Annotated in this window: 19 protein-coding genes; 10 read left to right on the forward strand and 9 right to left on the reverse strand. The window is 62.5% G+C overall.

What is annotated here, in order from left to right:
- Positions 1-9: 9 nt before the first annotated feature.
- From VKS22_01810 to VKS22_01820, 3 genes are read right to left on the reverse strand one after another with little or no spacing between them, the layout of a single operon-like run.
- Positions 10-2,001 (reverse strand): PA14 domain-containing protein, encoded by a 1,992-nt coding sequence (locus VKS22_01810; GenBank protein ID HLW69334.1) that lies wholly within the window; start codon positions 1,999-2,001, stop codon positions 10-12.
- Positions 1,991-2,764 (reverse strand): hypothetical protein, encoded by a 774-nt coding sequence (locus VKS22_01815; GenBank protein HLW69335.1) that lies wholly within the window; start codon positions 2,762-2,764, stop codon positions 1,991-1,993. Before VKS22_01815 ends, VKS22_01810 begins: the two co-directional genes overlap by 11 nt.
- A complete protein-coding gene (locus VKS22_01820; protein ID HLW69336.1) occupies positions 2,761-5,757 on the reverse strand; it encodes a phospholipid carrier-dependent glycosyltransferase in 2,997 nt (998 codons plus the stop codon). Before VKS22_01820 ends, VKS22_01815 begins: the two co-directional genes overlap by 4 nt.
- A 202-nt stretch (positions 5,758-5,959) precedes the next feature.
- Here VKS22_01820 and VKS22_01825 point away from each other — a divergent pair, with 202 nt between their 5' ends.
- Positions 5,960-6,622 (forward strand): alpha/beta fold hydrolase, encoded by a 663-nt coding sequence (locus VKS22_01825; protein ID HLW69337.1) that lies wholly within the window; start codon positions 5,960-5,962, stop codon positions 6,620-6,622.
- Positions 6,623-6,633: 11 nt separating this feature from the next.
- Here the strand turns inward: VKS22_01825 and VKS22_01830 are convergent, their stop codons facing one another.
- The 3 genes from VKS22_01830 to VKS22_01840 are packed head-to-tail and all read right to left on the reverse strand — an operon-like array spanning position 6,634 to position 10,530.
- Entirely contained in the window at positions 6,634-7,425 is a 792-nt protein-coding gene (locus VKS22_01830; GenBank protein HLW69338.1) for an NDP-sugar synthase, read from the reverse strand.
- An 18-nt stretch (positions 7,426-7,443) separates the two neighbouring features.
- Entirely contained in the window at positions 7,444-8,520 is a 1,077-nt protein-coding gene (locus VKS22_01835; GenBank protein ID HLW69339.1) for a phosphotransferase, read from the reverse strand.
- A 33-nt stretch (positions 8,521-8,553) separates the two neighbouring features.
- Positions 8,554-10,530: an ABC-F family ATP-binding cassette domain-containing protein gene (locus VKS22_01840; protein ID HLW69340.1), complete on the reverse strand. Its 1,977-nt coding sequence runs from the start codon at positions 10,528-10,530 to the stop codon at positions 8,554-8,556.
- A 148-nt stretch (positions 10,531-10,678) separates the two neighbouring features.
- On the opposite strand from VKS22_01840, the gene VKS22_01845 reads away from it, so the two are divergent.
- Both VKS22_01845 and purE read left to right on the forward strand, forming a co-directional pair.
- On the forward strand, positions 10,679-11,023 hold the full coding sequence (locus tag VKS22_01845) for a hypothetical protein (protein ID HLW69341.1): 345 nt from the start codon (positions 10,679-10,681) through the stop codon (positions 11,021-11,023).
- A gap of 82 nt (positions 11,024-11,105) precedes the next feature.
- Positions 11,106-11,597, forward strand: coding sequence for a 5-(carboxyamino)imidazole ribonucleotide mutase (gene purE, locus VKS22_01850; GenBank protein HLW69342.1), 492 nt, complete (start codon positions 11,106-11,108; stop codon positions 11,595-11,597).
- 73 nt (positions 11,598-11,670) lie between these two features.
- Here the strand turns inward: purE and VKS22_01855 are convergent, their stop codons facing one another.
- Complete coding sequence (locus VKS22_01855; protein ID HLW69343.1) at positions 11,671-12,573, reverse strand: alpha/beta hydrolase; 903 nt, start codon at positions 12,571-12,573, stop codon at positions 11,671-11,673.
- Positions 12,574-12,732: 159 nt separating this feature from the next.
- Here VKS22_01855 and VKS22_01860 point away from each other — a divergent pair, with 159 nt between their 5' ends.
- The gene (locus VKS22_01860; GenBank protein ID HLW69344.1) at positions 12,733-13,515 is read left to right on the forward strand and encodes an SDR family NAD(P)-dependent oxidoreductase; all 783 of its coding nucleotides are present in this window, start codon (positions 12,733-12,735) and stop codon (positions 13,513-13,515) included.
- Between the two features lie 3 nt (positions 13,516-13,518).
- Positions 13,519-14,010 (forward strand): PKD domain-containing protein, encoded by a 492-nt coding sequence (locus VKS22_01865; protein ID HLW69345.1) that lies wholly within the window; start codon positions 13,519-13,521, stop codon positions 14,008-14,010.
- A 9-nt stretch (positions 14,011-14,019) separates the two neighbouring features.
- On the opposite strand, the gene VKS22_01870 is transcribed toward VKS22_01865, so the two are convergent.
- Positions 14,020-14,742 (reverse strand): SDR family NAD(P)-dependent oxidoreductase, encoded by a 723-nt coding sequence (locus VKS22_01870; GenBank protein ID HLW69346.1) that lies wholly within the window; start codon positions 14,740-14,742, stop codon positions 14,020-14,022.
- A 146-nt stretch (positions 14,743-14,888) separates the two neighbouring features.
- Here VKS22_01870 and VKS22_01875 point away from each other — a divergent pair, with 146 nt between their 5' ends.
- Both VKS22_01875 and VKS22_01880 read left to right on the forward strand, forming a co-directional pair.
- A complete protein-coding gene (locus VKS22_01875) occupies positions 14,889-16,118 on the forward strand; it encodes an MFS transporter (protein ID HLW69347.1) in 1,230 nt (409 codons plus the stop codon).
- A gap of 5 nt (positions 16,119-16,123) precedes the next feature.
- The gene (locus VKS22_01880) at positions 16,124-16,531 is read left to right on the forward strand and encodes a CopD family protein (protein ID HLW69348.1); all 408 of its coding nucleotides are present in this window, start codon (positions 16,124-16,126) and stop codon (positions 16,529-16,531) included.
- A 3-nt stretch (positions 16,532-16,534) separates the two neighbouring features.
- On the opposite strand, the gene VKS22_01885 is transcribed toward VKS22_01880, so the two are convergent.
- Positions 16,535-17,722 carry an alanine--glyoxylate aminotransferase family protein gene (locus tag VKS22_01885; GenBank protein ID HLW69349.1) on the reverse strand — a complete coding sequence of 396 codons (1,188 nt, stop codon included), beginning with the start codon at positions 17,720-17,722 and terminating at the stop codon, positions 16,535-16,537.
- A 164-nt stretch (positions 17,723-17,886) separates the two neighbouring features.
- On the opposite strand from VKS22_01885, the gene VKS22_01890 reads away from it, so the two are divergent.
- Genes VKS22_01890 through VKS22_01900 form a run of 3 tightly spaced genes read left to right on the forward strand, consistent with a single transcriptional unit; the run spans position 17,887 to position 21,967 of the window.
- Positions 17,887-19,335 carry an FAD-linked oxidase C-terminal domain-containing protein gene (locus tag VKS22_01890; protein HLW69350.1) on the forward strand — a complete coding sequence of 483 codons (1,449 nt, stop codon included), beginning with the start codon at positions 17,887-17,889 and terminating at the stop codon, positions 19,333-19,335.
- Positions 19,336-19,344: 9 nt separating this feature from the next.
- Positions 19,345-20,601: an FAD-binding oxidoreductase gene (locus VKS22_01895; protein ID HLW69351.1), complete on the forward strand. Its 1,257-nt coding sequence runs from the start codon at positions 19,345-19,347 to the stop codon at positions 20,599-20,601.
- A 10-nt stretch (positions 20,602-20,611) separates the two neighbouring features.
- The gene (locus VKS22_01900; GenBank protein HLW69352.1) at positions 20,612-21,967 is read left to right on the forward strand and encodes a heterodisulfide reductase-related iron-sulfur binding cluster; all 1,356 of its coding nucleotides are present in this window, start codon (positions 20,612-20,614) and stop codon (positions 21,965-21,967) included.
- Positions 21,968-21,992: the final 25 nt, after the last annotated feature.

Consider the following 21,992-nt stretch of genomic DNA (forward strand, 5'->3'; position numbering starts at 1 on the left):
CGCAAGCAATTATTGCGGGGTCAAGACTGAGGATGGGACGAGCGCGGGGCCGCCGTCGGGCGGCCGCCAGAAAAGTTGCATGGCGGCGTCTCCCGCGAGGTTGCGCTCGCCAGCCTCGATCCGATGAGGCCCGGCCGTGAGAAAGATCACCCCTTTGCCGCGACCCTGCGTCACATTCCCGGGATCTGCGATGACCGCGAATCCGTCGATCTTTAGCCATCCAGAATCGTCGGCTTCCAGGCCAAAGGCGTAGAGTCCGGAGCGTGGCGCGGTAAGTGTGCCGCTCCAGACGACCCGCGAGGGCGCCGGGACTCCGCCAAGCTCTGCCACGCTGTCGAAATCAATCTCTTGGTCAACACGCTCGAGATGGGGCGGGAAGCCGTTCGGTTCCAGCTCGCGATAGTAGCGGCCGAGCAGGCCGTTATGCGGTCGCGGTGTGAGTCGCGCGAGAGTGATCGCGAAGAGCGGCAAGAGGAAGATCAAAGCCAAGGCGCTGGTCCCGGCCAAGCGCCACCACCGTCTACCGCGCGGCCCCTCGCCTCCCGCGCCGAACATCCGCCACCCGGCGACGATCCAGAAGATCCCCAAGGGCCACAGTTGAAACGGTCCGGGCAAACCGCCGAGTTTGCCCAGATTGAAGGCGGTGGATTCATCGACCACCGCCGCGCCGCCAAAAAAGGCGTCGCGATCGTAAGCAAAGTCGCCGCGCAGATATCCTTGCAGAGCGAAATCGCGGAGCGGATTAGCGTACTCATAGGGGAAATGCGGCTCAACGGCAGTCGCCATCAACATCAGAAATACAGACACGACTGCCAGAACCGCGATCACCGCGTTCCAGCGACGCGGAAGGAAAGCCAGGGCCAGCACCATCAAGGGCACGGCGGCGACGATCTGGCGCGGTCCCGTCGCGGTGCCGCCACCCCACGAGACGATCGATTGGCCAAAGGAAGCGTTGAACAAGATCATCGCGACGGTGGCGAAGGCGATCAGGCAAGCTGCGGCGCGCAGGTGCCGGCGGGTCGCGGCGAAAACCAATCCGGGCACGCTGAGCAACAGCACGGGATTGCAGAAAAACAGCCCGCGCTGAGGATCAATCAGGACTTGGTAAAGGATATCTAGGCGCGGATAGGTTAATCCGACAAAACCGACGGCCTGCTCCGGAAACTGACTATTCTCGGCGGATTTGTAGGCTTCGTAACTGAGAAATAAGGGATTGCCGAAGGCCGCTTGATTATAGGCCATCAGCACCAGGCCGACTGCGATTGCGCCCCCGATAAACGCTGCAAGATGGCGGTTCAGGCCAAGTTTAAACAGTGCGTAAACGGCGAGCGGAACGGCCAGGAGGAAAGCCGGAAAATCACATAGCACCGCCCAGCCGGCAAGCACCCCCGCGACCATCATGCGGCCGGCCTCATCTTCGGGCCGTTGACTCGCAATCAGATAAAGCCCAATCAGTATACAAGCGCCTGCGATCGGTTCGCCCGTCATTTCTGTCGCATAAGGAAACATTATTGTTGCGAACGGCATAATCAGGGCGCAAGCGACGGCGCGCGCGGAGGTACCGCCGAAATGAATGATGAGGCGGTACATTGCTACGCAGGAGAACGCGACGATCAAGCTTGTCGAACAAACTATTGTCAGCCACGTCGCGAGCGCCCAGTATAGCGCCTCGTGATGCGGCATCAATGGCGAGAAGAGCGAACTGAATAGTAGCCACTGGAGCAGGCCCGAGAATGAACCACCGGGCGCCTTGACTGAGTAGTAATGACCCGCAAAGGAGATGATGTCCGCGGTGTTGTAGCCGCAATAGCCGTCGATCCAGAGTATGCGGCGTTCGACGATCGAGCGCATCAGGTCGAAACGCGCACCGGTGCTTTGGTCGGCGCCCTGATAGAAATAGGCAAAACTGAGAAACGGAATCCAGAAGAGTGCGCGCTCGAGCGCCTGAGCAGGTTGTCGTGTACTCGAAGCCGCCGGCGCGGCTAGCGTCTTACCGGCCACCGGCTTTGCTCTTATTGATTGGAGTGGTCGGCGCTTTCGCTATCCGCCTCGGCGGCTCCGATAGCAACGACCATCCCAGAACTGCAAGAGCCGCGAGCAGCATCAAGGTAGCGGCCAAAGTCCATGGACGACCTATCGGGCCCGTCACTTCCTGCTTGCGAATCGCGTCAAGATCGAAGACGTAGGGCGTGCCCGGAGCGGGTGCGGAAACTCGCTCGATGCGGGCATTGCGAAAAAAGGCTTGTCCGCGTGTGAGGTTGGCATAGCCACCCAGACGCATACAGACGTCAATATCTGCGCCCCGCGGTCCGATCTTTAGAAAGAGCCTGAGCGGGGTCCAATTGTGATCGCCTCGCAAGTCGGCTGAGGTGATGCCGTCCTCCAGAATGCTGACGTTGGCGCCGGTGAAGAAAGTCAACACCTTCACTGTCTTTACCTCGGCGCTGATGCGATACCAGCCCGGCCCGAGACTGACCGGCTGCAGCCAACGCGCGTCGTTGTCATGATGAGTGAGCAGCTCGATTTCGCCGCTTGTGCCGTTAGCAGGTCGAATCCAATGATAATCCGTGGTGTCGGGACTCTGGATCCAGGCGTCAGTCCGCCAGCCATCGACCGAATCCTCGGAACCCACGCTGAAATCGCCGTTGTGCAGGAGATTGGTCTCCGCCCGGCCGTTCCTTGCCGTGCCCAGCAGTGCAGCAACCAACGCGATCAAGGATAAAGCGACCAAGCGCCACCATACTATCCCTTCGCGCCTACTCATATCCAATTGCGTAATCCCGGCCCTTCAAACCACATGCGGGCGTAATAACCCTGCCGGGCGACCGGCGTTCCAAGCCAGATTGGCAAATAGTACAAGAACAGCAGCAGCGATGCGCCCACGAACGCGAAAAACACGAAGTGTGACGCGTTCCGGCTTTTCAGAATCAGCAGGAAATACACTGCGACCAGCACCGCAGCGACAGGAAGGCCGGCAGCTAATTGCAGGTTCCTCGGGAACCAGCCCGGATCATAAACACCACACATGTGTCCAAGGCCGACTATCGCCGCGACACAGATGGTAAAAAGGATCACAAAAGATTCCCAGAACTCGCTTTTATCAAAGTAAAGATCGGCGAGAACCGCGCCCAGCGCAAGATAGCCAATGTAGACTGACGGCATATAATGATACAGGAAAAGGATGCGGCCGATTGGAATCCAGATTACATAGTAGGCGAGAAATGCGACAACTATAAACGTTCGATCAATACTAGGACGTTCGAGTCCGCGTACAGCAGTGATCGTCATCGCCGGAATCACACCCCACCAGGTCAATGGGTTGCCCGCACCCCAGATGGTCGCGACGATGTTGCCGGTCGGCGGAAAGTCTTGCCAATAAGCCACCGGCCGCAGCATCAGCGGCCAGCTCCACCACGGCGACGCGTAAGGATGCGTCGCCGTGGAGACGCTTTTCTCGTACCAGATTATATCTTTGTAGTAGTGGAAGAGATCAGCGATCCCGCCCCACCATCCGAGTGTGTAATGCGGCGTGAAAGAGGCAATGTAAAAGATCGCGGCAATCGGGCCAAGCATGAGCGTTGCGCCGGTAACGTGGCGAAAGCGCCGAGGATTCGCAATGGCTGCGCGGCCTTCGTTCGCGGCTGCTTCCGGACGCCAGAGAGTGAAGCCGACAAATCCCGTAACGACCAAAAAAGTGATCGCGGGGACGTAGAGTTTCGCGCCAAGGCAGAGACCGAGCACTACACCGAGTGGTATAAGGAGACTGCGGCGGCATTTCAGCGTGGGCGTCTGGATGATCACAAAGAGTAGCCAGTAGGCGATCGCGGCGAGCGTAACGTAAATGATATCGATACAACCAATTCGCGAATCGACGAGAAAAAATCCGTCAAGCGCGACGAGAACCGCGCCCAGGGTTGCGGCGAGGCGCGCGCGAAACATCCGTCGCCCCAAGACATACGTCACAGCGACCAGGATAGTGCCAGTAAGGGCATTGGCTATACGCCAGCTCCAGGGATGATCACCGAAAAGCAGGATGCCGGCCGCGATACCGAGTTTGGCGAGCGGCGGATGAGGGTCGAGAAAGGGTTCGCCATGAAGGTAGTGGCGCGCCTGACCGACGAAGTGTACTTCGTCGAAAACTATTTCGGGCGGATGGCCCAGATGCCAAAAGCGGAGCCCGGCGGCGATCAGCGTAATCACTCCGACAATAAGCGTGTCGAGGCGGATCCAGGGAAATGGGGCAAAAGTCTCCGGCGGAGCCGCGCCAAAATCGAGGTGACGTGAAAACCCCGCGGCCGCCCGTGATCGTATCGCGATCGGGCGTTGAGACCACGGTCCTTCGGCCGCGAGCGTGCGTTCGGACGACAATCCATAGATTGCGGCAACCGCGAAGGCGGCGCAGTTAATGAATGAAGCGGCCATCGCCGGGCCGTCGCGAGCTTCGAAAAAGACCGTGGTGTTGAGGGTGTGTAGGACGTAGGCCAGATTGAAGAGGCCGGTCAAGGTGACCAGCCCGAAGACCAAGAGCATCGGGGTTTCCTGGATCGCGAGCGGAATCGCAAAGACAACCGCGGAATAGACATATCGCTCATGCATGCGCGGCGCGACGAGGAAGAATCCGAACAGCGCAAGGAACGCCGTGGCCAGGAGGTTGCGTTGCGTTGGATTGCGCCACAGCGGCCAGAGCAACCCCGCGTACAACGGCGCCAGCAATAGCATCCCGAGTGCAAAGTAGGAAATCCCGAAGATGGTTTCGGCGTCGTTTTGACGCAGACCGCCGAGCAGCGCCATAAGATTGAACGCATTGACGCTGGTCTCATGGTAATAGGCCGCCGTCGAAATATAAAGGTTTGGCAGCCAGTCCCACGGGTGTCCTGGTTGAAAGGGCGCGGCCCCGATGACTATCACGGCGGCAAAAGCCAGCGCTGCTCGGAGCCACTGCTGATAGGCAGTTTTGCGCAGAGTCCAGAACCCCAGCACCGGCAACAACATCAGGGCCTGCGGTTTGATCAGCAGCGCCAACGCCGCCAGACTCCAGCCCAGCTCGACTTCATCCTCGAGCATCATCGCGACGCTCAGCAGCATCGCAAGCGTAAGCACTGAGTCGCTTTGGCCCCACAGCACTGTGTCGAAGAGCAAAGCGGGATTGAAAGCAACGAATATCATCGCGAGCCACGCAGCGGAGGCACTGGCGCGCCGACGGACGATCACAAACATCAGCGCGGCGAGAAAAAAGTCGGCGGCGAGTGCGGGTGTTTCGACAATCACCCGCAACACGGGATCGGTCGCGCCGAGGAAGTGAGCAACGGCGCCGGCCACCCATAGGGCGTAGAGATAGCCGGGCGGATAATCGAGGAAGAAGCCCGAGCGGTACATACTCGAGGGGCCGTTTTGCGCGATGTCCAGCGCCCAGGCTTCGAAGGTGCCGACATCGACGCGGAAGCCGGGCGAGAAAGCGACCACCACAGATTTGACGAGCCACAAGACCGCGAGCAGGAGCATCGCACGCGCGAAGCTGCGGTCTCGTGATGTAATCAGCGGTTTCGCGGCAGTGTAGAGGGCGTAAAGGACGAGCGCGGCGAGGATCGCGCCGGCAACAACCCCCGCGAGTTTGTCGCTCAAAGACGAGACCGCCGGCAGATCGTCGGCCGCGACGTTGGGGGCGACGAGGCCGAGGATCGCAGCGCAAGCGATCGTCGCCGTCACAGCCGGGCCGATACGGCTCCACGGCAAGATTTTCGCGCCGAGCGATCGCATCAAGAGTGTGGCTCCAGCTTCCGCATCCGCGCGAGATTAACACAGCGGCGACGCGCGTGTGATATGCGAGTCAGACGGATCAGATGGCGGCTCGGCGCGGAGGGGGTTTTATTCTTGACACACCTTGCGGATTCGTCTGACGACTACGCCTTCGGCTCTGCTCGTGTATGATGCGAAGGCGTGAACAAAGGAGATCAACCGGATGAAACTCTTGCATGCGCTCTACGAACCCGCTGGGGAAGGTCCTTTCCCGACAATCCTGGCGATGCACGGCTGGGGCTCGAACGCACTGGACCTGCATGGGATCGCCCCGTTCATCAGCGACGGCCGGTTCCTGGCTATCTGTCCGCAGGGCCGCCACAACGTCGAGATCGGTGCGATCAATGGGTTCGGCTGGTATGAGACACGGCCGGGGGCCAAGCCGGATACGGAAAAGGTGGATGCGGCAGTGGACGAGCTACGCGATTTCATCAATGAGGCGTGCGGACGCTACCCGATCGAACGGAGCAAGATTGTCCTGGTGGGCTTCAGTCAGGGTGGGATGATTGCGTACAACCTCGCGATGCGCTGGCCGGACAAGTTCGCAGCGCTGGTCGGAATTTCGACCGCGTTTCCGGATTTTCTGTTCGAGCGCGCGACCAAACGCGACGCTATCGCGAAATTGCCCATAATGGTGCAACACGGACGTGCCGATGAGATGCTCGAGATGTCGCGGGCGCGCAAGTCTGTCGAGTTGCTGCGCGAGCTCGGGGCCGCGGTGACCTTTCGCGAGTATGATTGTGGTCACGAAGTGTGCGCCGACGGCGTGCGCGACCTTTCCGCCTTTCTCACAGAGAAGGTGGCCGACCGCAATCGTCCCGATTAACTACTCGGGTATCAACAGGTTTTGGGAACCCCGCGAAGAAATCGCAGCGGGGGTGGGGCTGCTGCGAATTCGACGCGCAGCTCGTTATAGCCCGTGAGATCGTCGACCGTGCGAAAGAAGCCGGCGTGGACAAAACCCATCAACTTCCGTGCAACCAGTGGCGCCAGTAGATCGCTGATCAAGCTGAAGGACGGCTTCGACGGCATCGCCGCGAGGATAGCCGGGGCGCAAATCATCACGCCGCAATACATATATGGCGTCAGCGCGAGCGCGATCTCCTCGCTCAGAGTGGCAGGATAGTCAGCGAACTCGCCGCGCGTCCGTCCCTTCAGCAGACGCATCCGGCGGATGCGTCTGGCAGCGTCGATCTCGATGCGGCTGTAGGCTTCCGGATCGCCGGCGGCGCCCAGGGCCAGCGTCGCGAGTCCGCCGAGCGTGTCATGGAACTCGATCATGCGGACAAGATCAAGGTCCATGACGGTGTCGCAGTTGACGATGATGAACGGCTCGCCCGCGAAATAGTCAGTGAGGTCAAGCAGTGGTCCGCCGGTACCACGTAACGCAGGTTCGCGTGAGTAGGTAATCGCGAGTTGGAGCGTTCGTCCATCGCCGAGGGCACTTTCGATTTGTGCGGCCATATGATGGACATTGATCGCAACCTCACGGACGCCCGCCGCACGCAACATCAGCAGGGGATAGTGAATCAGGGGCCGGCCGCCGACTTCGAGCAGCGGCTTGGGCGTCGTCTCGGTGAGCGGACGCAAACGCTCGCCATAGCCGGCGGACAACACCAGGGCTTTCATCAGGTTCCCGCAACTCGGTTATTCACGTAAGCCCGCACGCAGTACCGGGAACTCCGGGCTCTGCGCGAGCATCCGGCGGGCCTGGGCGATGGCGTCGGGGATGTAGCGTGCGTAGCCGCGCTTGCCGTTGCGCTCCAGGTAGCTAAAGCGGCCAATGACCTTGAGCGCGTGCTGGATCACGCAGAGCCGGTAGCTCACCAGGAAGTCCGCCAGCGGCATCGCGGTCGCAGCGCGGCGAATCAGCGTCGCGTGATAGTAATCGAGCACGCGCTGCTCGGTTCGCGGCGCAATGATGCGCGCGGTGTCGCGGGTGGTCAGCAGCACAGCGAGGTCCTGAGCAGCCGGCGCCATCAGGGCGTCCTGAAAATCGATCACGCGCAACCGCGAGGCGCCCTCAGATGCGAACTGCACGAACAGGTTATGGCCATGGTAATCACGATGGGAGAAAACCCGCGGCAGCCGCCCCAGCCGCGCGGCAAGCTCGTCGAGCTCCGGCATGATCGCAGCGCGCGAAACGCCCGGGGCCGCGGCGGCGCCCAATTCGAGGAATTGCTCGAGCTCCCAGCGAAAGAGGCGTTCGTCATACGCGACGCGCGCTGCGATGAAGTCGGGCTCGAGCCGGCGCGTACCCTCAAGATGGAAGCGTAGAAGTTGATCGATCGCCAGCCGGTACAAATCGGCGGCGTCGCCACGCTGCGCCGCGTCAAACAGCGCAAGCTCGCCGACATCTTCGACCAGTAACATCCGCGCGTCGAGATCGGCGGCATAAAGACGCGGCACGGCAACGCCAATGGCTTCGAGGAACCGCTGAACGCTTAACCAGGGTGGCTCTGGGAGCGGCTCCGGCAACAGGCGCAACGCATGGACGTAGAGGGGTAGATCGTCGGGACCGAGGTCGATCGCGATCGCGGTCGCCGGGACATCGTTTGTCTTTGCATCGTGAAGCCCGGTCGTCTCGATGCCGACGCGCCAGAAACGACGGCTCGAGGCGTCGCCCTTGATTGCGACCAGCGCGCGCGAGCGCGCGCCGGGCCAGCACTTGGCTACGCGAGCCGCGATCCACGACTCGGGCGACACCGCAATTGCGTCGGTCACGATTGGGAGTTTAATCGGGCGCGCAGCCACGCGCTACGCGGAGCGGAATTGGACTTCGCAACTGACCAGTTGGGCGTAAAGGCCGTCGATTTCGCGGCCGAGTCGTTCGTAACGTGCGATGAGATCGTTGGCGTCCTTGCGCGTGAGATAGAAGTTCGGATCATTCATCTCGAGCGCGAGCGCGGCGCGGTCGGTCTCTTTCTTTTCGATTTCGCTCTCGAGCTGGCCGCGCTGTTTGGCGATGCGGGCCTGCGCGCGCTGGGCTTCGCGATCGAGCTGGCGCGGCGGATGAGCGCCGTTGCGAGATTCGCCTTTGGCAACTGGAATAGCGACCGGCGGCGGAGCAGCTTCGGCGGCCGGTAGCGCAGGCTTCGGTGCAGGCGGCTTGCGGGCTTGGGCCAGCTCCTCGGCGGATTTCTTCGCCAGGTATTCGTCGTAATTGCCGAGATAGCTCGTGGTGTGGCCGTGACCGACTTCAATGACCTCGGTCACGAGCTGGTTGAGGATATGGCGGTCGTGGCTGACGATCACGACGGTTCCGGGGAAGCGGCGCAGCGCCTCGAGCAGGGCCTCCTTTGCGATGATGTCGAGATTGTTAGTCGGCTCGTCGAGCAACAGACAATTATTGCGATGGGCGAGCACCTTGGAGAGCGCAAGGCGTGCGCGCTCACCGCCGGAAAGAACGCCGACCCGCTTGTTGACGTCGTCGCCCGAGAAGAGCAATGCGCCCAGCAGGTTGCGGATCTCGGTGGTCGTCATCCCTTGCGCTGAGTGGCTCAACTCCTCGAACACGGTGCGATCATAGTCGAGCGCATCGGCAAGATTCTGGGCGAAGTAGCCAATCTGCGCGCGGTCGCCAACCTGGCGCCGGCCGGCCGTGAGGTCGTCCACTCCCGCCATCAGGCGGATCATGGTCGATTTGCCGGCGCCGTTGGGGCCGACCAATGCGATGCGCGCGCCGCGTTCAACCGTCAGGCTGACGCCGTCGTAGACCGTAAGAGCGCCGTAGCGCTTGACCACGTCGGTGAGCTCAAACACCCGACGCGCGCTGCGTTCACTCGAAGGAAAATTGATGGTCGGCGGCTTTTCGAGGCCTGCAGGTGATTCGAGACGCTCGACTTTTTCGAGTTGCTTGATACGGCTCTGGACCAGCTTGGCTTTGCTCGCCTGATAGCGGAAGCGGCTGATGAAAGCCTCCATGTGCTCGATCTCGTCGCGCTGCTTCTCATATGCGGCGATTTCCGCTGCGAAGCGGACCTCGCGCTCCTGCAGGTAGTAGGAATAGTTGCCCGCGTATTCGGTGAGCGCGCCACGCGAGACTTCGACCGTGCGGCGCGTGACGCGATCGAGAAAATAGTGATCGTGCGAAACCAGGATGATGCCGCCCTCGTAGGCGTCAAGATAGTCTTCGAGCCAGTTGCGCGCCTCGATATCCAGATGATTCGTCGGCTCATCGAGCATCATGAAGTCGGGGCGTTGCAGCAGCAATTTCGCCAGTGCGATACGCATCCGGATGCCGCCGGAAAATTCGCTGACATCGCGTTCAAGGTCGGCGGCCGTGAAGCCCAGCCCGAAGAGGACTGCGGTGGCGCGACTATCGGCCGTGTAAAAGTCGTGGCGCTCGAGTTCGTGCAGGACGTCGCCGAGCTCATCTAGCGCCGCGTCATGGATGGGCCCGGAGTGCTCGCGCGCGAGAATCAGTTCAAGCTCGACGCGGCGCGCGTCGATTGCGCGCATCTCGGCCAGCGCCGAAAGGGTCTCGTCGAGCACGGAACGCCCGGCCATCTCCGGCGCATCCTGCTGCAAGTAGCCGATTTGCGCGCGCTGCGGCCGGCTGATGCGCCCGCCGTCCGGCTCGATCACGCCGGCGATGATCTTGAGCAGGGTCGATTTGCCCGCGCCATTGAGGCCGACCAGGCTGACGCGGCCGTCATCGGGCATCGCCCAGCTCACCGCGTCAAAAATGATGCGGCCGCCGAAAAACTTGGAGATTTTGTCAACTGTCAGCACGGGAGTCCTGAAACAATCTTTAAGTTTTGCAGATGCGCGCCGCGTAGAAAAGGCCGGATCGATTATCCCGCGCTGCCGTCGCATCCTGACATCGCGATGCGTAAAATCGGGGTCAGCGCCGCTTGAAAGTCGAGAGGAAGGAAGCGCGATGCCAACGATACGGAATGGCGATCGGATGCTGATCATCGACCGCCGCCTCTTCAAGGACGACAATACGCGGCTATTCGTCGGGGTCGTCGAAGATTACGACACGGCGACGCTGCGCGTGCGCGGCTTTCCGTTCCACTTGAATCCTTACGAGGTCTCCGGCGCGGAGCGGCACGGCGAGGAGCGCGTGCGGATCGTCTCGATGACCGCGGGTGAGCCGATCTACATACTGCCGCGCGGACTCGACGTCGCGAAGCTCGAGCTGCGCCGCTCGCCGAAAAGCCTGATCCTCAGCGACGGCGCGACGTTGTCACTGGACCTCAGTGAATGGCTGGTGCGCGTCTGACTTGATCTATTGACGTACATTCATAATTATCCCCGCATCATAACCTGAAAGCCCGAATTCCAATGAGCAAAATGAGCGCAAAATGAGCAAAAGTCCGCGCGTCGGAATCCTGATGGGGAGCGCCACTGATTACGAAATCATGCGCGCCGCCGGCGACCTGCTTACCGAGCTGGGAGTCGAGCAGGAGACCCGCGTCATTTCGGCGCATCGCACGCCCGATCTGACCGTCGAATATGCGCGGCGCGCCGAGGAGCGCGGCTTGCGCGCGATTATCGCGGGCGCCGGTGGCGCCGCCGCGCTGCCTGGGATGCTCGCGGCAATCACCGCACTGCCGGTGATTGGCGTACCGATTCCCTCGACTTCGCTCGCGGGTCTCGACTCGGTCCTGTCGATTCTGCAAATGCCCAAGGGGACGCCGGTCGCGACCATGGCGATTGGCCGCCCGGGCGCGATCAACGCCGCGCTGTTTGCCGCGTCGATTATCGCGCTTGGCGACGGCGACTTGCGCCAGCGACTCAAGCAATGGCGGCAAGCGCGTGCCGAGGAGGTGCTGGCGACCAAGCTGCCCGAGTGATTTTCGTCAGCCGGGCCTGAAACCGACTTGTCTAGCGTTTGACCTGGTTCGCGGGACTTCCTTCGCGAAGGACTCAGGACAGGCTGCTGGCGCGGCTCGGCGTCGATTCGTCCAGTATCTCGACAAACTCGATAATTGCCGCGGCAGTAGCCGCCGGGTTGTCGAGCGGGACGTGATGATGGGCGTCGGGAATCTGTTTGAAGCGGGAGCCTGGAATCCGCCGATGCATGGTGCGTGCAACCCGCGCAGTCAAGAGGGTGCTATGCTCGCCGCGCAGAATCAAAGTCGGTACGCGGATATTTTTCAGCGGAAAGCGCAGATGACGTTTCCATCCGGGGAGCATTTTGCGAGTTTTCGGATCGAAACGAAACGCCCAGTTGCCGTTCGGCAATCGCTCAGCGCCTTTGAGCGCGAGGTCGGCCAGTCGCTCGCGCGAGAGATTATCGCCGGGCGGCGACAGGCGAAATCTGCGGACCAGCTCTTCCGGGGTGCGAAACTCCGGACGCCCAAGATGCTGTTTACGCCACTTCCATCGCCACTTGAGGCGCGTGAGCAGTGGCGGACCGCCGTGCGGAGAATCGACCAGGATCAGAGCGATGACCAATTCCGGGCAATCGGCAGTGACGCGCTGGGCGACCTCGCCACCCATCGAATGGCCGACGAGCACGACCGGCCGGCCGAGGTGATCGCGGAGGAACGCCTTGACGTCACTGATGTGATTGCCGGCGCCGTAAACCTCTGTCCATGTGCTGAGGCCATGACCGCGCAGGTCGAGAGCAAGCACCCGCCCGTAACGATTGAGCTGCGGCGCCACGTGATCCCACCAGTGCGCATGGGCCGAGCCACCGTGGCACAGGACGAAGATGCGGTCCGCGGCGTCGCCACCCCAATCGAAGTAATGCAGACGCAGGCCGTTGAGTTGGGCGTAGCGGCTGATCGGCGCCGCTGCGGCGGTAGCCGCGGGTTCTTGAGGCATGAGGAGATAGCCTAATCGAGCGGCGACTCCGCGCAAACCAGAAAGTGACGGACCCCCTGGCGCACTGAGTTTCACACAGCAAAGCGATCGTGCTAACAAATTGCGCACGCCTCGCACGAAGACCGGCGAGAGCATTTGTCGACTCAGGGAGTTAGATCAATGAGTCTGAGACTTGACAGTAAGAACGCGCTGATCACCGGCGGCGCCAGCGGGATCGGCCGCGCCAGCGCAATCCGCTTTGCCCAGGAGGGCGCTAACGTCTGTATCGCGGACCGGCAGACGTCGGCGGCGGAGGAGACCGCAGCAGAGGTCCGCAAGCTCGGGCGCAAGGCCTACGCGGTCCAAGTCGACGTCAGCAATCCGGGGCAGACTCAGGCGATGGTTGATCTGGCCGCGAAGGAACTCGGCGGAATCGATATCGTGCTGGCAGCCGCCGGGGTTTCCGCGGCAAATTACGGCGAGGGTAAGGTGAAGCCGAAGTTCCTGAATGAGCTGCCGTTCGAGGAGTGGCGCAAGGTGCTGGCGATCAATCTAGACGGCGTCTTTCTCACCTGCCAGGCGGTTGCGCGTAAAATGATCGAGCAGGGACGCGGCGGTCGCATCATTGCGATCTCGTCGGGCGCGGCCAAAGTTCCATTGAAGGGTTCCGGAGATTACTGCGTAAGCAAGGCCGGGGTCTGGATGCTGATGAAGTGCATGGCGCTGGAGTTGGGGCGCTACAAAATCACCGCGAATGCGATCGGACCCGGAGTGATCGATACGCCGATGACCAAGGATTTGCAGGCGGCCGGCAAAGCCGACCGCGTGGTGCGTCAAGTGCCATTGGGCCGGATTGGTCGGCCCGAGGATGTGGCGAATACCGCGCTGTTTCTGGCAAGCGAGGAAGGCAGTTACTTCAGCGGCTCGATCCTTCATCCCGATGGCGGGATCATCATGCAGTAAGCGATGCCTCGTACGCTGATTAATGCGATAAAATTGCAGCGGTTGCGGATCATCGTCGGCGTCGGCGCGATTATGCTGCTCGGTCTGGGACGGATGCCCTGCGCCTCAGCACAGGAGTCTGACTCTAATGGCGGCGGAAACGGCCCCGCAGCTATGAGCTCGTCTGCGTCCGATCAGCCCGACGATAACCCCGCGCCGATGGCCAAAGTTCCTATTCTTCAGCCGATCACGGGTTCCATGATGGTCTCGCCGCCCTACGGCAACGCACCCCTAAAGGTGGGATTTTTTGTGCTGGCCAATGACCCGGAGGACGTCGGGTTCCTGACCTACCAGTGGAACTTCGGCGACGGCACCGTCTCGTCACTGCCACCCGAACTTTACATTTTTCATACCTATGCAAATCCGGGAAATTACGTCTGCTCGCTGGTGATCAAAACCGCTGATGGACGGTCACAGACCTTCTTCCAGGGCGTCATCGTGAAGGCCGTCAGTTGAGGCCGCCGCTCAGAATTTTTCCTTGAACGGTCGGACTTCGAGCTCCATCGTCCAGGCGCTGCGATCCTGATGGGCGAGATGCCAGTAGGTCTCCGCAATCGCGTCGGGCTTGAGCATGTCCTCATCCTTCATCTGCGGATAGCGCTCGCGCACGCGCGGAATCGCGATCGCGCCATCGACATTGATCCAGACGACGTGGATGCCGCGCGGTCCGAGGTCGCGCGCCAAGGACTGCGCCAGCCCGCGCATCGCGAACTTGGCTGGACCGAAAGAGACCGATTTCGCACCAGCTTTGACGCCCGCGGTCGCGCCCGTAAAGAGCATCGCACCGGCGCCCCGCTTGATCATCGCGGGCGCCACTTCTTTCGCGCAGAGAAAAGCGCCGAAGGCGTTGACCCGCCAATCAGCCTCGTATTGCGCGGGCGTTATTTCGGCGATAGTGCCCCACGTGCCGCTGCCGGCGTTGTAAAGCAGCAGGTCAGGGTCGCCCAGGCGCTCGCGAATAGTGGCGAAGGCTGCGGCCACCGCCGAGGCGTCTCCGACATCCGCCGGAGCCTCCAGCGCGTCACCGCCGGCCGCACGAAGCTCGTCGCCAAGGCTGCGCAGATAATCGCCGTTGCGCGCGATCAGCGCGATCGCGTAGTCACTCGCGAAACGTCGCGCGAGTGATGCGCCGGTACCGGCGCCGACTCCCACCACTACCGCCACTTTGGATTTTTTGCTTTGCGCCATCGGTTCGTTCACCTCACTAATGCTGCTGATCCATACACTCTAGCGTATCGATCCGGCCAGCGGCATGAGCGCTGCGCCGCCAGCGGCTTGACTGCCACGACGGCATAGGATTTTGTTTCAACCGCGTTAGTTTGAAGCGCCCTCACATGTCAGTTCCGGAATTTCTCGAATCTGCCCGATCGGCGTCGGTGCGCCCGCGTGCACCGACGGCGGTGCTGTTTGCGACAGTCTTTGTCGATTTGCTCGGCTTCGGCATCGTGATCCCTTTCCTGCCGATGTATGCCGCCCGGATGGGAATTGGGGCCTTCAAGATCGGAATGATTCTGTCGATCTATTCGCTGATGCAGTTTCTGGCGGCGCCGATTCTGGGCCGCATCTCCGACCGCGTCGGCCGCCGCCCGATCATCATGCTGGGCCTGCTCGGTTCGTCGGTCAGCTATCTCATCTATGGCTTCGCCAATTCATTCGTCTGGCTGCTCCTTTCACGCGGCGTGCATGGCGCCTGCGCGGCGACGGTTTCGACCGCGCAGGCCTATGTGGCGGATACAACTACCGAGACCGAGCGCACTCATGGGATGGGGATGATCGGCGCCGCTTTCGGCCTGGGCTTCGTGCTGGGGCCGGCGATCGGCGGGCTGCTGGGCCATTCGAGTCTGCGCGTGCCGGCTTTCGTCGCCGCGGCGATCACTTTCGCTAACCTGATTTTTGCCGCAACGTCGCTGCCGGAATCACATCGAAGCACCGGGGCCGAGCCGTTTCACTGGAGCCATCTGGCGCAGCCGCTGATGATTTTGCCGCGTCAGCTCGCGCGTCATCGGCTGGCGCGATTTTTCCTAATCGCTTTCCTCGCGACGTTTGCGATGGCGATCTTTGAAACCACCTTCGCCCTGATAGCACCGCTGCTGTATGGCTATCACGCAGCCGGGGTTGGTGGCCTGTTTGCCTTCGCAGGAGTAGTTCAGGCGGTTACGCAAGGGTATCTGCTGGGAAAACTGGTCAAGTTGGTCGGCGAGAAACGCCTGATTCGCGTGGGGTTGCTGCTGTTTGCGATCGGCATGGCGCCGCTGGCGAGCTTTCGCTCGTCCGCAATGTTGCTCGTGCTGCTCGCCCTGCTGGCGCTCGGCTACGGCTTTGCGAACCCGGCGATCGCGAGCCTTATCTCGAAGCGCTCGGGACGCCATCTGCAAGGCGAGGTGCTGGGTGTGAACCAGTCGGCGCTGGCGCTGGCGCGGATCGTCGGTCCGATCGTGGCGGGGATCCTCTACGATACGAGCGGGCCGCTATCCGCCTACATCGGCGGCGCGTTGGCCGCGATTATCGCGCTCGTAATTGCCGGCGGCATCGACCCCGCCGCATCGGGAGAAGCGTTACGCTAACCAAGATTCTCGTTCTTCATCTATTCGGCGTCGTCTTCTGGGTCGGCAGCCTGCTCGTGGTCAGCAGCCTGATGGCGCGCGTAGCCGACGAAGTCGGTGCGGCGCGCGAAGCGCTGATCGTCGCGGCGCGACGGCTGCTCGGGGTCGGCGCGACAATCGGCGCCGCCGTCACGATCCTCTTTGGCATCGGCGCGATCATGACGGAGCCGATCGTGCTCACAGAGGGCTGGCTGCACGCCAAGCTGCTACTGGTATTGATCATGCTCGGATGCCACTTCAGGCTGTACCGCCGCGTCGTCGCACTCGAAAGCGCGCCGGGCTCGGCGACCCGCCGCGAATTCTCGATCCTCCACGGCGTGGTCAGCCTGCTGTTGCTGCTGATTCTCGCGCTGGTCTTGATACGGCCGTTTTGAAGTTCATGATGCTGCGCGATATGCGCGATCGGCCGCGGCGAGCGCTGCGCCGCCTGCCAGCTCCATCCCCTGCCTTTTAAGGATCGTCTCGAGCGCGCTCAAAACCAGCGTCACGTTCTGGCGGCGCGACGACTCACTCATCAGGCCGATGCGCCAGACTTTGCCCTTGAAAGGCCCCAGCCCGGCGCCGACTTCGATGTTGAACAGGCGCAGCAGGTCGCCGCGCACTTGCGCGTCGTCGATGCCGTTGGGCACGCGCACCGCGGTCAGTTGCGGCAGGCGGTGACCAACCTGAGCGGCGAGCTCGAGACCCATCGCAACGACTCCCGCCTTGAGCGCATTCGAGTTCACCAGGTGGCGTTTGAAGCGCGCTTCGAGCCCCTCCTCCGCGATAAGGCGTAAGGCTTCGTGCAGCGCGTAATTCATCGTGATCGGCGCGGTGTGATGATAGACGCGGTCGGCGCCCCAATAGCGCTCGATGGCGGCGAGATCGAAATACCAGGAACGGCACTTGCTGCGCCGCTCACGCACAGCCTGCATCGCGCGGCTGCTGAAGGTTACAGGCGCGAGTCCCGGCGGCGCGCCGATGCCTTTTTGCGTGCAGCTATAGCAGGCGTCAACCTGCCAGCGATCGATCTCGACCGGGACACATCCGAGCGAGGTGACGGCGTCCATCAGAAAAAGCGCGCCGTGGCGATGCGATATCCCGCCCAACTCAGCGACCGGCTGATAGACCCCGGTCGAAGTCTCGGCATGGACCACGACGAGTAATTTCGGCTTGCGCGCCGCCTTGAGCGCCGCTTCAAGACGCTCCGGCTCGACGATGCGGCCCCATTCCGCCTCGACTCGGGTGACCTTGGCGCCGAGGCGGCCGGCCGCGTCGGCCGCGCGCTCGCCAAAGACCCCGTTGACCCCGACGATCACTTCATCGCCGTCTTCGATCAGGTTGACGAGCGCCGTCTCCATCCCGGCCGAGCCAGTACCCGAGACTGGAAAAGTGATGTCGTTGGCGGTCTGGAAAGTCTCGCGCAGGAGAGTCTTGATCTCTTCCATGATTTTGACGAAGTCCGGATCGAGATGACCGACCACCGGCGACAGCAGCGCTTTCATCACGCGCGGATGAATATTCGAGGGGCCGGGGCCGAGCAGGATGCGCGCGGCCGGATTAAGTTCAGGAATGGAAATCGGCACAGATTACATCTCCCTTGTCGAGCGCTGCGAAGCGGCCGCGTGACGAATCATCCGCCAACGCGCTCAACGTCCGCCGCGTTATTATTCCCGCTCAAGGCCTGAAGGCAAAGCACCGACTACCTGGCTGGCCGGGCTTCCCCTGGTTCATGCTAGAGTGGCCGCCGATGCAGATGGAACGGCACAGCCCCATCACACCCGATGTCGTCGCCGGCTTGCGGGAAATCCTCGGCGCCGACGGAATCGTTTCGCGCCCGAGCGAACTCAAGGTCTACGAGTGCGACGGCTGGACGATGGAGAAGAGCATCCCGGAGCTGCTGCTGCGGCCCCGTTCGACTGCCGACGTCAGCGCTGTGCTGCGCATCCTGGACCGTCACGGAATCGCTTTCGTGCCGCGCGGCGCCGGCACCGGATTGTCGGGCGGCTGCCTGCCGCTCGACGCGCCAATCATGATTTGCACCTCGCGCATGAATCGCATCCTCGAGATTGATCTGGCCAATCGGCGCATCGAGGTCGAAAGCGGCGTAGTCAACCTCAACGTCACCAACGCAGTGAAGGCGGCGGGCTATTTTTACGCACCCGACCCGTCGTCGCAGGCGGCGTGCACGATCGGGGGCAATATCGCGGAGAATTCGGGCGGGCCGCACACGCTCAAATACGGCGTCACGACCAATCACGTCCTCGGCCTCGAACTGGTCCTGCCCGACGGCGAAATCGTCGAGCTCGGCGGTCCAGCGGAGGAACTCTGCGGCTACGATCTGGTCGGCACCGTGGTCGGCGCAGAGGGCACCGTGGGCATCGTCACGCGGGCGACGCTGCGGCTCTCGCGCGCACCTGAGGCGCATTGCACGATGCTCGCCGTATTCGACGAGGTCGCGGCCGCCACGCACGCGGTCTCGGCGGTTATCGCGCACGGGATCATTCCGGGCGCAATCGAGATGATGGACCGGCTGATCATCCGCGCGGTCGAGGAAGCATTCGCGGTGGGGCTGCCAACCGATGCCGGCGCGGTCCTGATTATCGAACTCGACGGGCTCGCTGCGGGAATCGAGGAGCACGCGGTGCAGGTGCGCGAACTGATGCGGGCCGGCGGCGCGCGCGAGGTCCGCCTGGCGCGCGACGAGCACGAGCGCACGATGCTGTGGAAAGCGCGCAAGCGCGCGTTCGGCGCGGTCGGACGGCTCGCGCCCAACTATGCGACGCACGACGGCGTGGTGCCGCGCACCCGCCTGCCGGAGATTCTCGAGCGGATCGTCGCGATCAGCGCGCGCCATCAGCTCAAGATCGGCAACGTCTTCCACGCCGGCGACGGCAACATTCATCCGATCGTGCTTTACGACGAGCGTGATTCGGATCAGGTTCGGCGCGTGATCGCAGCCGGCCATGATATTCTCGCAGCCTGTATCGAGCTGGGCGGTAGCCTTACGGGCGAGCACGGAATCGGCGTCGAGAAGATCCATGAGATGCCGATGCTGTTCTCGCCAGACGATCTACTGGTGATGAGTGAATTGCGCCGAGTCTTCGATCCCGCTGAACGCTCCAATCCGAACAAAGTGATCCCGCGTCCGGGCGGATGCGTTGAAGTCGCCATGCCGCGGCGTCAAGTTGCCCTCTGAACCGATCCGATGCCGCCTCCTGACGCCTCCCGTCTCGCCACTGACTTTGCCGCGTTGATCGGCGCCGATCGCGTGCGCCTCGCCCAGGAGCGGGAAGCTGCGGCCGCTGAGATCGTCGTCGAACCTGAAAACACGGAAGAGATTGCCGAGATTGTCCGCAGATGCGAGCGCGACCGCATCGCGCTCGCGCCGGTCGGTGCGATGCGTACGCAGAGCTTCATAAGCCGCGTGCCAGTGGGCGTGTCGCTGACGCGCATGAACCGGGTCGTCGCCTACGAACCCAACGATATGACCGTCGTCGCCGAGGCGGGCGTAACGCTGGGCAGCTTCAACCAGATGGCCGCGCAGCGTGGACAGCGCTTACCCGCCGATCCGCCGGCGCCGGAGTTGACGACCTTAGGCTCGCTGATTGCGGGCGCGAAGGCCGGCCCGCTGCGTCTGAGCGAGGGCACGATTCGCGATCTCTTGATCGGCATCCGCTTCGTCGGGCACGGCGGGCGGATGGTTCACGCGGGCGGCCGGGTCGTCAAAAATGTCGCCGGCTATGACCTGATGAAGTTGCTGACCGGTTCGTTCGGCACACTCGGGATCATCACCGAGGCAGCGTGCAAAACCCGCCCCATTCCGCCCGACTATCATCTCGCGGTCGCAGGCTTCCCTACGCTCGACGCAGCTTTCGAAGCCGCGCAAAAGTCTGAACGCGCCGCTGCGCTGTTTCATTGCGAGGTGCTCAGTCGCGAGCGCGCGGGAGAGTTTTCCGAGGATGGCAAATTCGCCCTGCTCGCTGGCTTCGGCGGAATCCGTCCCGAGGTTGAGCATCAGCGGACAGCTCTGTTGACGACGCTCGGTCCCGCTACGCGAATCTGCGAAGGCGCCGAAGCGGACGCTGCCTATCGATCACTGCGTGATCGGGAGCCGGAGCCCGGCGCTATCGCGGCACAGATCGCTGTACCGCCCGCTGAACTGGCGCAGTGCCTGGAGGCTTGTGGGAGTGAGTTCCGCGCACATGCATTGAACGGCGTCGCGCAGCTCTGGAGCGCAGCCGAGGACTTCGAGCGCGAGCGCGGTTTCGTCGCGAAATGGCGTGCTATCGCGCATGGCGCGCGCGGCCATCTGCGCCTGATCGCGGCGCCTGCGAACCTGCGCCGAGAGCTCGCGATCTTCGACGCGCCGCCCCCTCCGGCGCTGGCGCTCATGCGGCGGCTCAAAGCCGCTTTCGATCCGCACAACGTCTTCAATCCGAATTGCTTCGTCGGCGGGCTCTGAGAGCATCAAGATGGCATCCGCGCCAAATCCGTCATCAGCGCCGCGACTAGAAACCCTTAATCCGATGCAGCGTCCGATCAAAGACGTCGTGGACTATGAATTGCTCTTTGACTGCGTGCATTGCGGCCTGTGCCTCGAGGCCTGCCCGACCTACGTGTTGACGCGCGCCGAAATGGATTCGCCGCGCGGCCGCATCTACTTGATGAAGGCGCTGGCGGAGGGAGCTCTCGAACTCGACGCCGACGCCGTGCGCCATCTCGACCTCTGCCTGGAGTGCCGCGGCTGCGAAACGGCGTGTCCCTCCGGCGTCCGCTATGGACGTTTGATCGAGAAGGCGCGGGTTTACGTCGAGCGCAATTGGCGTCGCAGTTTGTTCGAGCGCCTGCGCAATCGCGCGATCGGCGCGGTTTTCCCCTACCCCGGCCGGCTGCGGCTCCTGCTCACACCACTGAAGCTGATCGAACGCGCGGGCTTGCGTCCTCTGCTGCAGCGCTTCGCACCGGCCGGGCTGAGAAACTGGATCGAATTGTTGCCCGCGCTCAATCCAGCCAACGCGCCGGTTTTTCCGGCGATCGCACCCGCGCCAGTACCCGCCGGCACGATCAGCAAGTCTGTCGTCGTTCACCATGGCTGCGTCGCGCAAGTGCTGACGCCATCGGAGAATCGCAACAGCGAGGCGGCGCTGCGCGCGGCCGGCTATCGCGTCGCACAGCTTAGGCAGACGGTCTGCTGCGGCGCGCTCGACATCCACAACGGTAATCGCGCCCGAGCGTTGGAATTCGCGCGAATCAATGTTCGCGAATTCAAGCGCTCCGGCGCGGACGCAATCATCTCGGCGGCCTCGGGATGCTCGGCAGTGATCGCGAGCTATGGCGAATGGCTCAAGCATGACGCGGAACTAGCCGGCGCCGCACAGGAGATGGCATCACGCGTCGCCGATCTGAGCTCGCTCATGCTTGACGGCTCCAAAGTCTTCACGCGGGAGTTTCCCGCGACCGTCACGTATCACGACTCCTGTCATCTGGCGCATGGCCTTGGAGTCCGCGAGGCTCCGCGCACGTTGCTGCGGTCGATTCCCGGGGTGCGGCTGATCGAGCTTCCCGAAGCGGACCTCTGCTGCGGGTCGGCGGGCAGCTACAACCTGACCGAACCGGCAATGGCGCAGGCGCTGGCGCGGCGCAAGGCCGACAATATCCTCGCTACCGGCGCGGACTATGTAATTTTGTCGAATCCCGGATGTGAGTTTCAGATCGCAGCTGAGTTAAATCGGCGCGGCGCCAAGGTCCGCGTCATCCATCTGGCCGATTTTCTGGCGCTCGCCGCGGCAGGCGCCGAGCCGAGTACGCCTGCCACCCTTACGGAGTGATCTCGCGCGGCGCGCGCGCGGCAGT

Source organism: Candidatus Binataceae bacterium (assembly GCA_035308025.1).
Taxonomy (GTDB): Bacteria; Desulfobacterota; Binatia; order Binatales; family Binataceae; genus JAJPHI01.

Coding starts and splice junctions, on each gene's coding strand:
- purE (HLW69342.1), top strand. CDS start 11,106: ATGAGCAAAAGTCCGCGCGTCGGAATCCTGATGGGGAGCGCCACTGAT.
- VKS22_01815 (HLW69335.1), bottom strand. CDS start 2,764: ATGAGTAGGCGCGAAGGGATAGTATGGTGGCGCTTGGTCGCTTTATCC.
- VKS22_01895 (HLW69351.1), top strand. CDS start 19,345: ATGCCGCCTCCTGACGCCTCCCGTCTCGCCACTGACTTTGCCGCGTTG.
- VKS22_01890 (HLW69350.1), top strand. CDS start 17,887: ATGCAGATGGAACGGCACAGCCCCATCACACCCGATGTCGTCGCCGGC.
- VKS22_01830 (HLW69338.1), bottom strand. CDS start 7,425: ATGAAAGCCCTGGTGTTGTCCGCCGGCTATGGCGAGCGTTTGCGTCCG.
- VKS22_01845 (HLW69341.1), top strand. CDS start 10,679: ATGCCAACGATACGGAATGGCGATCGGATGCTGATCATCGACCGCCGC.
- VKS22_01875 (HLW69347.1), top strand. CDS start 14,889: ATGTCAGTTCCGGAATTTCTCGAATCTGCCCGATCGGCGTCGGTGCGC.
- VKS22_01865 (HLW69345.1), top strand. CDS start 13,519: ATGCCTCGTACGCTGATTAATGCGATAAAATTGCAGCGGTTGCGGATC.
- VKS22_01870 (HLW69346.1), bottom strand. CDS start 14,742: ATGGCGCAAAGCAAAAAATCCAAAGTGGCGGTAGTGGTGGGAGTCGGC.
- VKS22_01825 (HLW69337.1), top strand. CDS start 5,960: ATGAAACTCTTGCATGCGCTCTACGAACCCGCTGGGGAAGGTCCTTTC.
- VKS22_01855 (HLW69343.1), bottom strand. CDS start 12,573: ATGCCTCAAGAACCCGCGGCTACCGCCGCAGCGGCGCCGATCAGCCGC.
- VKS22_01820 (HLW69336.1), bottom strand. CDS start 5,757: ATGCGATCGCTCGGCGCGAAAATCTTGCCGTGGAGCCGTATCGGCCCG.
- VKS22_01900 (HLW69352.1), top strand. CDS start 20,612: ATGGCATCCGCGCCAAATCCGTCATCAGCGCCGCGACTAGAAACCCTT.
- VKS22_01860 (HLW69344.1), top strand. CDS start 12,733: ATGAGTCTGAGACTTGACAGTAAGAACGCGCTGATCACCGGCGGCGCC.